Annotated in this window: 10 protein-coding genes and 1 tRNA gene; 10 read left to right on the forward strand and 1 reads right to left on the reverse strand. The window is 66.7% G+C overall.

Annotated elements, in window-relative coordinates; genetic code table 11:
• Positions 1–60: 60 nt before the first annotated feature.
• Positions 61–1287: a pyridoxal phosphate-dependent aminotransferase gene (locus tag OG709_RS21540; RefSeq protein WP_250299223.1), complete on the reverse strand. Its 1227-nt coding sequence runs from the start codon at positions 1285–1287 to the stop codon at positions 61–63.
• Positions 1288–1535: 248 nt separating this feature from the next.
• On the opposite strand from OG709_RS21540, the gene OG709_RS21545 reads away from it, so the two are divergent.
• The 10 genes from OG709_RS21545 (at position 1536) to OG709_RS21590 (ending at position 14805) form a co-directional block, all read left to right on the forward strand.
• Positions 1536–1608 (forward strand) — tRNA-Trp (locus OG709_RS21545).
• A 108-nt stretch (positions 1609–1716) separates the two neighbouring features.
• Positions 1717–2004 (forward strand): preprotein translocase subunit SecE, encoded by a 288-nt coding sequence (secE, locus tag OG709_RS21550; protein ID WP_250299224.1) that lies wholly within the window; start codon positions 1717–1719, stop codon positions 2002–2004.
• Between the two features lie 74 nt (positions 2005–2078).
• Positions 2079–2939, forward strand: a complete 861-nt coding sequence (nusG, locus tag OG709_RS21555) for a transcription termination/antitermination protein NusG (protein ID WP_266641368.1) — start codon at positions 2079–2081, stop codon at positions 2937–2939.
• Between the two features lie 178 nt (positions 2940–3117).
• Positions 3118–3552 carry a 50S ribosomal protein L11 gene (rplK, locus tag OG709_RS21560; protein WP_250299233.1) on the forward strand — a complete coding sequence of 145 codons (435 nt, stop codon included), beginning with the start codon at positions 3118–3120 and terminating at the stop codon, positions 3550–3552.
• 78 nt (positions 3553–3630) lie between these two features.
• On the forward strand, positions 3631–4353 hold the full coding sequence (gene rplA / locus OG709_RS21565; protein ID WP_250299235.1) for a 50S ribosomal protein L1: 723 nt from the start codon (positions 3631–3633) through the stop codon (positions 4351–4353).
• 164 nt (positions 4354–4517) lie between these two features.
• On the forward strand, positions 4518–5444 hold the full coding sequence (locus OG709_RS21570) for a hypothetical protein (protein WP_329167494.1): 927 nt from the start codon (positions 4518–4520) through the stop codon (positions 5442–5444).
• A 268-nt stretch (positions 5445–5712) separates the two neighbouring features.
• Positions 5713–6273: a 50S ribosomal protein L10 gene (gene rplJ / locus OG709_RS21575; protein ID WP_250299239.1), complete on the forward strand. Its 561-nt coding sequence runs from the start codon at positions 5713–5715 to the stop codon at positions 6271–6273.
• Positions 6274–6357: 84 nt separating this feature from the next.
• Entirely contained in the window at positions 6358–6741 is a 384-nt protein-coding gene (gene rplL, locus OG709_RS21580) for a 50S ribosomal protein L7/L12 (protein WP_250299241.1), read from the forward strand.
• Positions 6742–7295: 554 nt separating this feature from the next.
• Positions 7296–10778 carry a DNA-directed RNA polymerase subunit beta gene (gene rpoB, locus OG709_RS21585; protein WP_250299243.1) on the forward strand — a complete coding sequence of 1161 codons (3483 nt, stop codon included), beginning with the start codon at positions 7296–7298 and terminating at the stop codon, positions 10776–10778.
• A gap of 127 nt (positions 10779–10905) precedes the next feature.
• Positions 10906–14805, forward strand: a complete 3900-nt coding sequence (locus OG709_RS21590) for a DNA-directed RNA polymerase subunit beta' (protein WP_250299245.1) — start codon at positions 10906–10908, stop codon at positions 14803–14805.
• Positions 14806–14811: the final 6 nt, after the last annotated feature.

Below are 14811 nucleotides of genomic sequence, written 5' to 3' on the forward strand. Positions count from 1 at the left end.
CGAACAGAGAAACGGGCCCCGGCGACTGCCTGGGCCCGTTCCCGCGTTGTCTCCGACGCGTCAGTCCGTGGCCTCGGCCAGCAGCTTCTGCACCCGGCCGATGCCCTCGGCCAGGTCCTCGTCGCCCAGCGCGTAGGAGAACCGCAGGTAACCGGGCGTACCGAACGCCTCGCCGGGCACCACGGCCACCTCGGCCTCGTCCAGGATCAGCGCGGCCAGCTCGACCGAGGTCTGCGGGCGCTTGCCGCGGATCTGCTTGCCGAGGAGCGCCTTCACCGAGGGGTACGCGTAGAACGCGCCCTCCGGCTCCGGGCAGAGCACGCCGTCGATCTCGTTCAGCATCCGCACGATGGCCTTGCGGCGCCGGTCGAAGGCGGTACGCATCTCGTCGACCGCGTCCAGGTTCCCGGAGACGGCGGCGAGCGCGGCGGCCTGGGAGACGTTGGAGACGTTGGAGGTGGCGTGCGACTGGAGGTTGGTCGCGGCCTTCACGATGTCCTTCGGGCCGACGATCCACCCCACGCGCCAGCCGGTCATGGCGTACGTCTTGGCGACGCCGTTGACCACGATGCACTTGTCACGCAGCTCGGGCACGACGGCGGGCAGCGAGGTGAACTTCGCGTCGCCGTACACCAGGTGCTCGTAGATCTCGTCGGTCAGCACCCACAGCCCGTGCTCGACGGCCCAGCGCCCGATGGCCTCGGTGTCGGCGGCGCTGTAGACGGCGCCGGTCGGGTTCGAGGGGGAGACGAAGAGGACGACCTTGGTCTTCTCCGTACGGGCGGCTTCGAGCTGCTCGACGGAGACCCGGTAGCCGGTGGTCTCGTCGGCCACGACCTCGACGGGGACGCCGCCCGCGAGCCGGATCGACTCCGGGTAGGTGGTCCAGTACGGAGCCGGGACGATGACCTCGTCGCCCGGGTCGAGGATCGCGGCGAACGCCTCGTAGATGGCCTGCTTGCCGCCGTTGGTGACGAGCACCTGGGAGGCCTCGACCTCGTAACCGGAGTCGCGCAGCGTCTTCGCGGCGATGGCGGCCTTGAGCTCGGGGAGCCCGCCGGCCGGGGTGTAGCGGTGGTACTTGGGGTTGCGGCAGGCCTCGACAGCGGCCTCGACGATGTAGCCGGGCGTGGGGAAGTCGGGCTCACCGGCACCGAAGCCGATCACCGGTCGGCCGGCGGCCTTCAGGGCCTTCGCCTTGGCATCGACAGCCAGGGTGGCGGACTCGGAGATAGCACCGATGCGGGCGGAGACCCTGCGCTCGGTCGGAGGAGTTGCAGCGCTCATGAGCCCCATGGTCCCAGACCGCAAACGCACTCGGCACACAGGTTTCGATGGGCGGACACCCGGGCTTTCGACAGGTGGACACCGTGACGAAACCGGACGCACACCGGGGGTCGGGGAGTGGCCCCGGGCAAGCTGTTCGACGTCAGGCCCCTGAACACGTACACTCACTGGTCGTTGGCCCTCACCAACCGTCCTGCTGAACGCACTCGGTGCACTCGGTCGGATGCGGTAGGTTGGGGGAACCACAAAGGGTCGTAGCTCAATTGGTAGAGCACTGGTCTCCAAAACCAGCGGTTGGGGGTTCAAGTCCCTCCGGCCCTGCTACACACACCTTCGCCAGGGTTGTGTGCGCATGTACGTACTTCAATGCACCGCCGTGCGGCTCCACCGGGCGCGGCACGGCCACGACCCGGAATCAGGTGAGAGATCGTGACGGACGCCGTCGGCTCCATCGACGTGCCTGATGCGCAGGATGACGAAGCGCCGGAGTCGAAGAAGGCGCGCAAGGGCGGAAAGCGCGGCAAGAAGGGCCCCTTCGGCCGTCTCGCGCTTTTCTACCGCCAGATCGTCGCGGAACTGCGCAAGGTTGTCTGGCCGACCCGGAGCCAGCTCTCGACCTACACCACCGTGGTGATCGTGTTCGTCGTCATCATGATCGGCATCGTGACCGTGATTGACTATGGCTTCAACCAAGCCGCCAAATACGTCTTTGGCTGAGCCGCGAAGGGCGCCGGGAGCGGCGCCCCTTTCGCACGTTCCACCCGATTTGTATCCAGGAAGAAGCAGCCACCGTGTCTGACCCGAACCTGAACGAGGCCGTCGAGCCGGGCGAAAGCTTCGAGTCCGCAGAGGACGAGCTCGACATCGTCGAGGCGGCAGACGCTGAGGACCCGGACCAGGCAGAAGCTGCCGACGCCGCCGCCGGTGAGCCCGCTGAAGAGGCCGCTGTGCACGCCGAGGACGAGACCGCCGTCGAGGACGAAGAGTCCGAGGACGCGGAGGACGGGGCCGAAGAGGTCGCCGACGTCCCCGCGGTCGACCCGGTCGAGGCCCTGCGCCAGGAGCTCCGCGGTCTGCCCGGCGAGTGGTACGTCATCCACACGTACGCCGGTTACGAGAAGCGTGTGAAGGCCAACCTGGAACAGCGCGCCGTCTCGCTGAACGTCGAGGAGTTCATCTACCAGGCCGAAGTGCCCGAGGAAGAGATCGTCCAGATCAAGAACGGCGAGCGTAAGAACGTCCGCCAGAACAAGCTTCCCGGCTACGTCCTGGTCCGCATGGACCTCACCAACGAGTCCTGGGGCGTGGTGCGTAACACCCCCGGCGTCACCGGCTTCGTCGGCAACGCCTACGACCCGTACCCGCTGACCCTGGACGAGATCGTCAAGATGCTCGCCCCGGAGGCCGAGGAGAAGGCCGCCCGTGAGGCCGCCGAGGCCGAGGGCAAGCCGGTTCCGGCCCGCAAGGTCGAGGTCCAGGTGCTGGACTTCGAGGTCGGCGACTCGGTCACCGTCACCGACGGCCCGTTCGCGACGCTGCAGGCGACGATCAACGAGATCAACGCCGACTCGAAGAAGGTCAAGGGTCTCGTCGAGATCTTCGGCCGCGAGACTCCGGTCGAGCTCAGCTTCGACCAGATCCAGAAGAACTGACGGAGCTTTCCCGAGCTTCTGGACACACGCCTTCCAAACAGGTCAGACCGGCTCTCGCAGCGGGTCTGACCTGCTTGGTTTTTGGTCGCGCAGCTATACCCGTTATCGTTGCGCGGTATGCCTCCATCCGGATGACCGGACAAAGGCGAAACACTCTCACTAGGACCCGGAGAGAGCAATGCCTCCCAAGAAGAAGAAGGTCACGGGGCTTATCAAGCTCCAGATCAAGGCCGGTGCGGCCAACCCGGCTCCGCCGGTCGGCCCCGCACTGGGTCAGCACGGCGTCAACATCATGGAGTTCTGCAAGGCCTACAACGCCGCGACCGAGTCGCAGCGTGGCATGGTCGTGCCGGTGGAGATCACGGTCTACGAAGACCGTTCCTTCACCTTCATCACCAAGACTCCGCCCGCCGCGAAGCTGATCCTCAAGGCCGCAGGCGTGGAGAAGGGCTCCGGCGAGCCGCACAAGACGAAGGTCGCCAAGCTCACCGGCGCCCAGGTCCGCGAGATCGCCACGACGAAGATGCCCGACCTGAACGCCAACGACCTCGACGCCGCGTCGAAGATCATCGCTGGCACCGCCCGTTCCATGGGCATCACGGTCGAGGGCTGATCAAGCCCCCCTCCGCACCACAGTGGTAGGGCCAGCGCCGGCCCGCACCACGACTCCCACTCCCCTCTAGGAGCAGAAGTGAAGCGCAGCAAGACTCTCCGCGCTGCGGACGCCAAGATCGACGCGGACAAGCTGTACGCCCCGCTCGAAGCCGTCCGCCTCGCCAAGGACACCTCCGCGACCAAGTTCGACGGCACCGTCGAGGTCGCCATGCGTCTGGGCGTCGACCCGCGCAAGGCCGACCAGATGGTCCGCGGCACCGTGAACCTGCCGCACGGCACCGGCAAGACCGCCCGGGTCCTGGTCTTCGCGACCGGTGACCGTGCTGCGGCCGCGGAAGCCGCCGGAGCCGACATCGTCGGCGCCGACGAGCTCATCGACGAGGTTGCGAAGGGCCGTCTGGACTTCGACGCCGTCGTCGCCACCCCGGACCTCATGGGCAAGGTCGGCCGCCTCGGCCGCGTGCTCGGTCCGCGTGGGCTCATGCCGAACCCGAAGACCGGAACGGTCACCCCGGACGTGACGAAGGCTGTCACGGACATCAAGGGCGGCAAGATCGAGTTCCGCGTCGACAAGCACTCGAACCTGCACTTCATCATCGGCAAGGTTTCCTTCGACGAGACGAAGCTGGTCGAGAACTACGCCGCCGCGCTGGACGAGATCCTTCGTCTGAAGCCGTCGGCCGCCAAGGGCCGCTACATCAAGAAGGCCACGCTGGCCACCACGATGGGCCCCGGCATCCCGCTGGACTCCAACCGCACCCGCAACCTCCTCGTCGAGGAGGACCCGGCCGCCGTCTGATCCTCGGGATCGGCAGGCAGTCGCGGTCCACGCGCGCTGTGACGCCGGGCCCCACACCTCTCCGGAGGTGCGGGGCCCGGCTTTTTCGCGCTTCGGGAGAAGTCGTGGGGGAACCCCGACAGAATGGCCCGTGCGACCAACGGCACCTGAGGGGTGGGCACTTCATGGGCGGCAGTGCGATGCGGCACCGGGGGAGAGCAGCGCTGATCGCGGTGGCGCTGGCCGCTGCCCTGGCAGCCTGCGGCCAGGGCAGCGGTAGGGGCAGCGGGGCGCCCGCCGCCCCGCCGGGCGGTTCACCGGCCGCGGGCGGCCCGGCGGCCCCCGTAGCGGCCCTGCGCGCCGTCGACCGCCGTACCGGCCGTGCCGGGTCGGCCAGGGTCGAAGGGACGACCGTCCTCGGCGCGGAGATGTCCACCCGGGTGAAGGGCACGGTGGCCTGGGGCGACGGCGTCACCGGCGCCCTGGACATCACGTACACCGGCGGCACCATGGCGGACACCCTGGACCAGGCCGGTGCGGGAAGCACGATCAGGGCCCGCTATCTGCACGACGCCTACTACGCCGACATGGGCGACGGCTTCGCGGGGCGGACGGGCGGCAAGCGCTGGATCCGGTACGGCTACGCGGACCTCTCCCGGCTGCTGGGGCCCTCCGGCGAGGCGATGCGGGACCAGATGCAGAAGACCGCTCCGGACCAGGGCGTGAAGGCGCTGCTGGCCTCGGGCGAGGTGAAACGGGCCGGGCGGGCGACGATCCGGGGCGTCGCCACCACGCACTACTCGGGCACCGTCGACGTCGCCGCGCTGACGGAGCGGGACTCGGCGCTCGGCCCCGCGGAGCTGAAGGCGTTCAAGGCCCAGCTCACCGCCGCCGGGATCACCACCGAGACGGTCGACATCTGGGTGGACGGGCACGACCTGCTGGTGAAGAAGACCGAGCGCGGACAGCTGAGGACCGGTGAGTACAGCGCGACGGTCTTCTACGCGGACTACGGTACGAAGGTGTCGGCCGCCGCACCGCCGGCCGCCGACACGGTCGACTTCACCGACCTGGTGAAGGCATCGGCCTCTACCCCGCCCCCGGCCGGGTAATCGGCTGCTCGGGGCCGGATTTGCTCCGTGCGCCCCCGTACGCGTACTCTTCCGACGAAGCCAAAGACCGCTGGTCGTTGCTGCTCTCTCGCAAGAGGGTGCGGTGGCCGAAGGATCCGCTAGGTGCGGACGACCTGCGCAGGTGATCGTGGAAGTGCTCCCGGACGTGTCCGGTCGAGCTCGCGCCCCGTGCACCTGTGCCGGGGCGTTTCGTTATTCCCAGCCCCTTCTGAGCGGTCCTCATCACCCGGAAGGAGGCCGACGCTCTATGGCAAGGCCCGACAAGGCTGCCGCGGTAGCCGAGCTCGCGGACCAGTTCCGTAGCTCGAACGCCGCTGTGCTGACCGAGTACCGGGGTCTCACCGTGGCCCAGCTCAAGCAGCTGCGCCGTTCGCTCGGTGAGAACGCCCAGTACGCCGTGGTGAAGAACACGCTGACCAAGATCGCGGCCAACGAGGCCGGGATCAACACGCTGGACGACCTGTTCGCAGGCCCGACGGCGGTTGCCTTCGTCACCGGTGACCCGGTGGAGTCGGCGAAGGGTCTTCGTGACTTCGCCAAGGAGAACCCCAACCTCATCATCAAGGGCGGTGTCCTTGATGGTAAGGCGCTGACCGCGGATGAGATCAAGAAGCTTGCGGACCTCGAGTCCCGCGAGGTTCTGCTCGCCAAGGTGGCCGGTGGGATCAAGGCGTCGATGGCCAAGGCCGCGGCGACTTTCCAGGCCCCGCTGTCGGAGTTCGTCCGCACTGCGGACGCGCTTCGCGCCAAGGTCGAGCAGGGCGGTGCCGGTACGCCGGCTCCCGCCGACGCCGAGGTGGCGGAGTAACCCTCCGCCTCACGGCTCGCAGCGGGCCCGTACGCCCGCCGTCATATACATCCGGCACCTGCCGAAAAGTGGAAGGACGCCATCATGGCGAAGCTGTCCCAGGACGATCTGCTCGCGCAGTTCGAGAACCTGACCCTCATCGAGCTCTCCGAGTTCGTCAAGGCCTTCGAGGAGAAGTTCGACGTCAAGGCTGCCGCCCCGGTCGCCGTTGCCGCCGCCGGTGGCGCTGGCGCCCCCGCCGAGGCCGCTGAGGAGCAGGACGAGTTCGACGTCATCCTCACCGCCGCCGGTGACAAGAAGATCCAGGTCATCAAGGTCGTGCGTGAGCTGACCTCGCTGGGTCTGAAGGAGGCCAAGGACCTCGTCGACGGCGCCCCGAAGCCCGTCCTCGAGAAGGTCGCCAAGGAGGCCGCCGAGAAGGCTGCCGAGTCCCTCAAGGGCGCCGGCGCCTCGGTCGAGGTCAAGTGACTCTGAGAGTCTCCTGACTCTCTCTGTACGCCCTGCGCGTACAACGTCATAGCGAAGGGCGATCACCCATCCGGGTGGTCGCCCTTCGTCATGTGCTGACGCCCCCCGGGACTGCCTTGCTCTTCCCGCCGCGACGAGTATGGTGATCTTCGTTGTGCGCCGGACCTGGTGCCTTCTCCTGTCCCCACAGCGTGGCCGACGGTGACCCCCACGGGGTGGGGGGCCTTGACGAACCGGACCGGGCGCGCAATTCTCAGGACGCGTCGTCACATCGATCCGTATCCGAGGCATGGATCGGCGGCGAAGAGGGAAGCTTTGACGCAGGTGTTGAGAAGAAGAATGAGGGTCCCAAAAAACCCGCTCTGGACATCAGTGAGCCTTGTGGCTACACTGACCCTTTGCGCTGCCTGTTAGCTGCCTCCTGCCCGTCACCAGGGGCATGCCCACGCTTGAGCATCGAAGACTGATCTTCCCTGACCTGGGATGTCTCTCTCTGTGCCCCGCTTGGGACCGGTACGCGCGTAGTGAGTCCGAGCCCTCGGAAGGACCCCCTCTTGGCCGCCTCGCGCAACGCCTCGACCTCCAATACGAACAACGGCGCCAGCACCGCCCCGCTGCGCATCTCTTTTGCAAAGATCAGGGAACCTCTCGAGGTTCCGAACCTCCTTGCGCTGCAGACCGAGAGCTTTGACTGGCTGCTCGGGAACGCCGCTTGGAAGGGTCGCGTCGAGGCCGCTCTCGAAAGCGGACAGGACGTTCCCACCAAGTCCGGTCTGGAAGAGATCTTCGAGGAGATCTCGCCGATCGAGGACTTCTCCGGGTCGATGTCGCTGACGTTCCGCGACCACCGCTTCGAGCCCCCGAAGAACTCGATCGACGAGTGCAAGGACCGCGACTTCACCTTCGCTGCGCCGCTCTTCGTCACGGCCGAGTTCACCAACAACGAGACCGGTGAGATCAAGTCTCAGACGGTCTTCATGGGCGATTTCCCGCTCATGACCAACAAGGGCACCTTCGTCATCAACGGCACCGAGCGTGTCGTGGTGTCGCAGCTGGTCCGCTCGCCCGGCGTCTACTTCGACTCCTCCATCGACAAGACGTCCGACAAGGACATCTTCTCCGCCAAGATCATCCCGTCCCGGGGTGCCTGGCTGGAGATGGAGATCGACAAGCGCGACATGGTCGGTGTCCGCATCGACCGCAAGCGCAAGCAGTCCGTCACCGTTCTCCTCAAGGCTCTCGGGTGGACCACCGAGCAGATCCTCGAAGAGTTCGGCGAGTACGAGTCGATGCGTGCCACCCTGGAGAAGGACCACACCCAGGGCCAGGACGACGCACTGCTCGACATCTACCGCAAGCTGCGTCCGGGCGAGCCGCCCACGCGTGAAGCTGCTCAGACGCTGCTCGAGAACCTCTACTTCAACCCGAAGCGCTACGACCTCGCGAAGGTCGGCCGCTACAAGGTGAACAAGAAGCTCGGCGCCGACGAGCCGCTCGACGCCGGTGTGCTCACCAGCGACGACGTCATCGCGACCATCAAGTACCTGGTCAAGCTGCACGCCGGCGAGACCGAGACGGTGGGCGAGTCCGGCCGTCAGATCGTCGTCGAGACCGACGACATCGACCACTTCGGCAACCGTCGTCTGCGTAACGTCGGCGAGCTCATCCAGAACCAGGTCCGCACGGGTCTGGCCCGGATGGAGCGCGTCGTGCGTGAGCGCATGACGACCCAGGACGTCGAGGCGATCACGCCGCAGACCCTGATCAACATCCGGCCGGTCGTCGCCTCCATCAAGGAGTTCTTCGGCACCAGCCAGCTGTCTCAGTTCATGGACCAGAACAACCCGCTGTCGGGTCTCACCCACAAGCGCCGTCTGTCGGCTCTTGGCCCGGGTGGTCTCTCCCGTGAGCGGGCCGGCTTCGAGGTCCGTGACGTGCACCCGTCCCACTACGGACGCATGTGCCCGATCGAGACCCCTGAAGGCCCGAACATCGGTCTGATCGGTTCGCTCGCCTCCTACGGCCGCGTCAACGCGTTCGGCTTCGTCGAGACGCCGTACCGCAAGGTCGTCGAGGGCGTCGTCACCGACGACGTCGACTACCTGACGGCCGACGAGGAAGACCGCTTCGTCATCGCCCAGGCCAACGCGACGCTCTCCGAGGAGATGCGGTTCACCGAGCCGCGTGTCCTGGTCCGCCGTCGTGGCGGCGAGGTCGACTACATCCCCGGCGACGACGTCGACTACATGGACGTCTCGCCGCGCCAGATGGTGTCGGTCGCCACGGCCATGATCCCGTTCCTGGAGCACGACGACGCCAACCGTGCCCTCATGGGCGCGAACATGATGCGTCAGGCGGTGCCGCTGATCCAGTCCGAGGCGCCGCTCGTCGGCACCGGCATGGAGTACCGCTGTGCGGTCGACGCCGGTGACGTCCTCAAGGCGGACAAGGGCGGTGTGGTCCAGGAGGTCTCCGCGGACTACATCACCATCGCCAACGACGACGGCACGTACTCGACGTACCGCATCGCCAAGTTCTCCCGCTCGAACCAGGGCACCTCGGTCAACCAGAAGGTTGTCGTCAACGAGGGTGACCGGGTCGTCGAGAGCCAGGTGCTCGCCGACGGTCCTGCGACCGAGAACGGCGAGATGGCGCTCGGCAAGAACCTGCTGGTCGCGTTCATGCCGTGGGAGGGTCACAACTACGAGGACGCGATCATCCTGTCGCAGCGCCTCGTGCAGGACGACGTCCTCTCCTCGATCCACATCGAGGAGCACGAGGTCGACGCCCGTGACACCAAGCTCGGCCCGGAGGAGATCACCCGGGACATCCCGAACGTCTCCGAGGAGGTCCTCGCGGACCTCGACGAGCGCGGCATCATCCGTATCGGTGCCGATGTCATCGCCGGCGACATCCTGGTCGGCAAGGTCACGCCCAAGGGCGAGACCGAGCTCACCCCGGAGGAGCGCCTGCTCCGTGCGATCTTCGGTGAGAAGGCGCGCGAAGTGCGCGACACCTCGCTGAAGGTGCCGCACGGCGAGATCGGCAAGGTCATCGGCGTCCGCGTCTTCGACCGTGAAGAGGGCGACGAGCTGCCGCCGGGCGTGAACCAGCTGGTTCGCGTGTACGTCGCGCAGAAGCGCAAGATCACCGATGGTGACAAGCTCGCCGGCCGTCACGGCAACAAGGGCGTCATCTCGAAGATCCTGCCGATCGAGGACATGCCGTTCCTGGAGGACGGCACCCCGGTCGACATCATCCTCAACCCGCTGGGTGTCCCGTCCCGAATGAACCCGGGACAGGTCCTGGAGATCCACCTCGGCTGGCTCGCCAGCCAGGGCTGGAAGGTCGAGGGCAACGAGGAGTGGATGGAGCGGCTCAAGGCCATCGGCGCCGACGACGTCGCTCCCCGTACCAACGTCGCCACCCCGGTCTTCGACGGTGCGCGCGAGGACGAGATCTCCGGTCTCTTCGAGTCCACCATTCCGAACCGCGACGGCGACCGCATGGTCCTCCCGTCCGGCAAGGCGCGGATGTTCGACGGCCGCTCCGGCGAGCCGTTCCCGGAGCCGATCTCGGTCGGCTACATGTACATCCTCAAGCTCCACCACCTGGTCGACGACAAGCTGCACGCGCGTTCGACCGGCCCGTACTCGATGATCACCCAGCAGCCGCTGGGTGGTAAGGCTCAGTTCGGTGGCCAGCGATTCGGTGAGATGGAGGTGTGGGCGCTGGAGGCATACGGCGCCGCTTACGCCCTCCAGGAGCTGCTGACCATCAAGTCCGACGACGTGACCGGCCGCGTGAAGGTGTACGAGGCCATCGTCAAGGGCGAGAACATCCCCGAGCCGGGCATTCCCGAGTCCTTCAAGGTGCTCATCAAGGAAATGCAGTCGCTCTGCCTCAACGTGGAGGTGCTGTCCTCGGACGGCATGTCCATCGAGATGCGCGACACGGACGAGGACGTCTTCCGTGCAGCGGAGGAGCTCGGTATCGACCTGTCCCGGCGCGAGCCGAGCAGCGTCGAAGAGGTCTGACGGGTTGGCCGGCCGCCTCGACCGAGGCGGCCGGCTCTCCCCGGACCCGTTCAGACCATTGCTGAAGTGCCCATTTCCCCGTTCGCGGGGGAGGGGCTCGAACCCCCGAAAGAGGGATTGACGACAAGTGCTCGACGTCAACTTCTTCGACGAGCTGCGGATTGGCCTCGCCACCGCGGACGACATCCGGACCTGGTCCCACGGCGAAGTGAAGAAGCCGGAGACCATCAACTACCGCACGCTCAAGCCCGAGAAGGACGGACTCTTCTGCGAGAAGATCTTCGGTCCGACCCGGGACTGGGAGTGCTACTGCGGCAAGTACAAGCGTGTCCGCTTCAAGGGCATCATCTGCGAGCGCTGCGGCGTCGAGGTCACTCGCGCCAAGGTGCGTCGTGAGCGGATGGGCCACATCGAACTGGCCGCGCCCGTCACCCACATCTGGTACTTCAAGGGTGTCCCGTCCCGTCTGGGCTACCTGCTGGACCTCGCGCCGAAGGACCTCGAAAAGGTCATCTACTTCGCTGCGTACATGATCACCTTCGTGGACGAGGAGCGCCGGACGCGCGACCTGCCCTCGCTGGAGGCGCACGTCTCCGTCGAGCGTCAGCAGGTCGAGAACCGTCGTGACTCCGACCTGGAGGCCCGCGCCAAGAAGCTCGAGACCGACCTGGCCGAGCTGGAGGCCGAGGGCGCCAAGGCCGATGTGCGCCGCAAGGTGCGCGAAGGCGCCGAGCGTGAGATGAAGCAGCTGCGTGACCGTGCGCAGCGCGAGATCGACCGTCTCGACGAGGTGTGGAGCCGCTTCAAGAACCTCAAGGTCCAGGACCTGGAGGGCGACGAGCTGCTCTACCGCGAGCTGCGTGACCGCTTCGGCACGTACTTCGACGGCTGCATGGGTGCCGCCGCCCTGCAGAAGCGCCTGGAGTCCTTCGACCTCAACGAGGAGGCCGAGCGCCTCCGCGAGATCATCCGCACCGGCAAGGGCCAGAAGAAGACCCGTGCGCTCAAGCGCCTCAAGGTCGTCTCCGCGTTCCTGCAGACGGCCAACAAGCCCAAGGGCATGGTGCTCGACTGCGTACCGGTCATCCCGCCGGACCTGCGTCCGATGGTGCAGCTGGACGGTGGTCGCTTCGCGACCTCCGACCTGAACGACCTGTACCGCCGTGTGATCAACCGCAACAACCGCCTCAAGCGTCTCCTTGACCTCGGTGCCCCCGAGATCATCGTGAACAACGAGAAGCGGATGCTGCAGGAGGCCGTCGACGCGCTGTTCGACAACGGCCGCCGTGGTCGCCCGGTCACCGGTCCCGGTAACCGCCCGCTGAAGTCCCTGAGCGACATGCTCAAGGGCAAGCAGGGTCGATTCCGTCAGAACCTCCTCGGCAAGCGTGTGGACTACTCCGCGCGTTCCGTGATCGTCGTCGGCCCGCAGCTCAAGCTGCACCAGTGCGGTCTGCCGAAGGCCATGGCGCTGGAGCTCTTCAAGCCGTTCGTGATGAAGCGCCTGGTCGACCTGAACCACGCGCAGAACATCAAGTCGGCGAAGCGCATGGTCGAGCGTGGCCGCACCGTCGTGTACGACGTCCTCGAAGAGGTCATCGCCGAGCACCCGGTGCTGCTGAACCGTGCACCCACCCTGCACCGCCTGGGCATCCAGGCCTTCGAGCCGCAGCTGGTCGAGGGCAAGGCCATCCAGATCCACCCGCTCGTCTGCACCGCGTTCAACGCGGACTTCGACGGTGACCAGATGGCCGTGCACCTGCCGCTCTCCGCGGAGGCGCAGGCCGAGGCCCGCATCCTGATGCTGTCCTCGAACAACATCCTGAAGCCGGCCGACGGTCGTCCCGTCACCATGCCGACCCAGGACATGGTGCTCGGACTGTTCTTCCTCACGACCGACGAGGCGGAGCGCAAGGTCATCGGCGAAGGCCGGAGCTTCGGTTCCACGGCCGAGGCGATCATGGCCTTCGACAGCCGCGAGCTCTCGCTGCAGGCGAAGGTCGACATCCGCTTCCCGGTGGGCACCATCCCGCCGCGTGGCTGGGTGCCGCCGGTCGCCGAGGCGGGCGAGCCCGAGTACCAGCCGGGTGACACCTTCCGGCTGCGTACGACCCTGGGCCGCGCGCTCTTCAACGAGCTGCTGCCCGAGGACTACCCGTTCGTCGACTACTCGGTGGGCAAGAAGCAGCTCTCCGAGATCGTCAACGACCTGGCCGAGCGCTACCCCAAGGTCATCGTGGCGGCGACGCTCGACAACCTGAAGGCTGCGGGCTTCCACTGGGCGACCCGTTCCGGCGTCACCGTCGCCGTTTCGGACATCGTCGTCCCGGAGGCCAAGAAGGCCATCGTCCAGGGCTACGAGGCCCAGGACGAGAAGGTCCAGAAGCAGTACGAGCGCGGTCTGATCACCAAGGACGAGCGCACGCAGGAGCTCATCGCGATCTGGACCAAGGCGACCAACGAGGTTGCCGAGGCGATGAACGCGAACTTCCCCAAGACGAACCCCATCTTCATGATGGTTGACTCGGGTGCCCGAGGAAACATGATGCAGATGCGTCAGATCGCCGGTATGCGTGGTCTGGTGTCGAACGCGAAGAACGAGACCATCCCGCGGCCCATCAAGGCGTCGTTCCGTGAGGGTCTCTCCGTGCTGGAGTACTTCATCTCCACCCACGGTGCCCGTAAGGGTCTCGCGGACACCGCCCTGCGTACCGCCGACTCGGGTTACCTGACCCGTCGTCTGGTGGACGTCTCGCAGGACGTGATCATCCGCGAGGAGGACTGCGGCACCGAGCGCGGTCTGAAGCTCAAGATCGCGGTCAAGGGCGAGGACGGTGTGCTCCGCAAGACGGAGGACGTCGAGACCTCGGTCTACGCCCGCATGCTCGCCGAGGACGTCGTCATCGACGGCAAGGTCATCGCGCCGGCCAACGTCGACCTGGGTGACGTCCTGATCGACGCCCTGGTGGGCGCCGGTGTCGAAGAGGTCAAGACCCGCTCGGTCCTGACCTGTGAGTCCGCGGTCGGCACCTGTGCCTTCTGCTACGGACGCTCGCTGGCCACCGGCAAGCTGGTCGACATCGGTGAGGCGGTCGGCATCATCGCCGCCCAGTCCATCGGTGAGCCCGGTACCCAGCTGACGATGCGTACCTTCCACACCGGTGGTGTGGCAGGTGACGACATCACGCAGGGTCTGCCGCGTGTCGTCGAGCTCTTCGAGGCCCGTACGCCCAAGGGTGTCGCGCCGATCTCGGAGGCGGCTGGCCGCGTCCGTATCGAGGAGACCGAGAAGACCAAGAAGCTCGTCGTCACCCCGGACGACGGCAGCGAGGAGACGGCGTTCCCGATCTCCAAGCGTGCCCGTCTCCTGGTCGGCGAGGGCGACCCGGTCTCGGTGGGCCAGAAGCTCACCGTGGGTGCCACCAACCCGCACGACGTGCTGCGCATCCTCGGCCAGCGTGCGGTCCAGGTCCACCTGGTCGGCGAAGTCCAGAAGGTCTACAACTCGCAGGGCGTGTCGATCCACGACAAGCACATCGAGATCATCATCCGGCAGATGCTGCGCCGCGTGACGATCATCGAGTCCGGCGACGCGGAACTGCTGCCGGGCGAGCTCGTCGAGCGCTCGAAGTTCGAGACCGAGAACCGTCGTGTGGTCACCGAGGGCGGTCACCCCGCCTCCGGCCGTCCGCAGCTGATGGGTATCACCAAGGCGTCGCTGGCCACCGAGTCGTGGCTGTCGGCGGCGTCCTTCCAGGAGACGACCAGGGTCCTGACCGACGCGGCGATCAACGCCAAGTCGGACTCCCTGATCGGCCTCAAGGAGAACGTCATCATCGGTAAGCTCATCCCGGCCGGTACGGGCCTCGCCCGTTACCGCAACATCCGGGTGGAGCCCACCGAGGAGGCCAAGGCCGCGATGTACTCGGCCGTCGGCTACGACGACATCGACTACTCGCCGTTCGGCACCGGCTCCGGCCAGGCCGTTCCGCTGGAGGACTACGACTACGGTCCGTACAACCAGTAAGGCGCA

Source organism: Streptomyces sp. NBC_01267 (genome assembly GCF_036241575.1).
Lineage (GTDB): Bacteria > Actinomycetota > Actinomycetes > Streptomycetales > Streptomycetaceae > Streptomyces.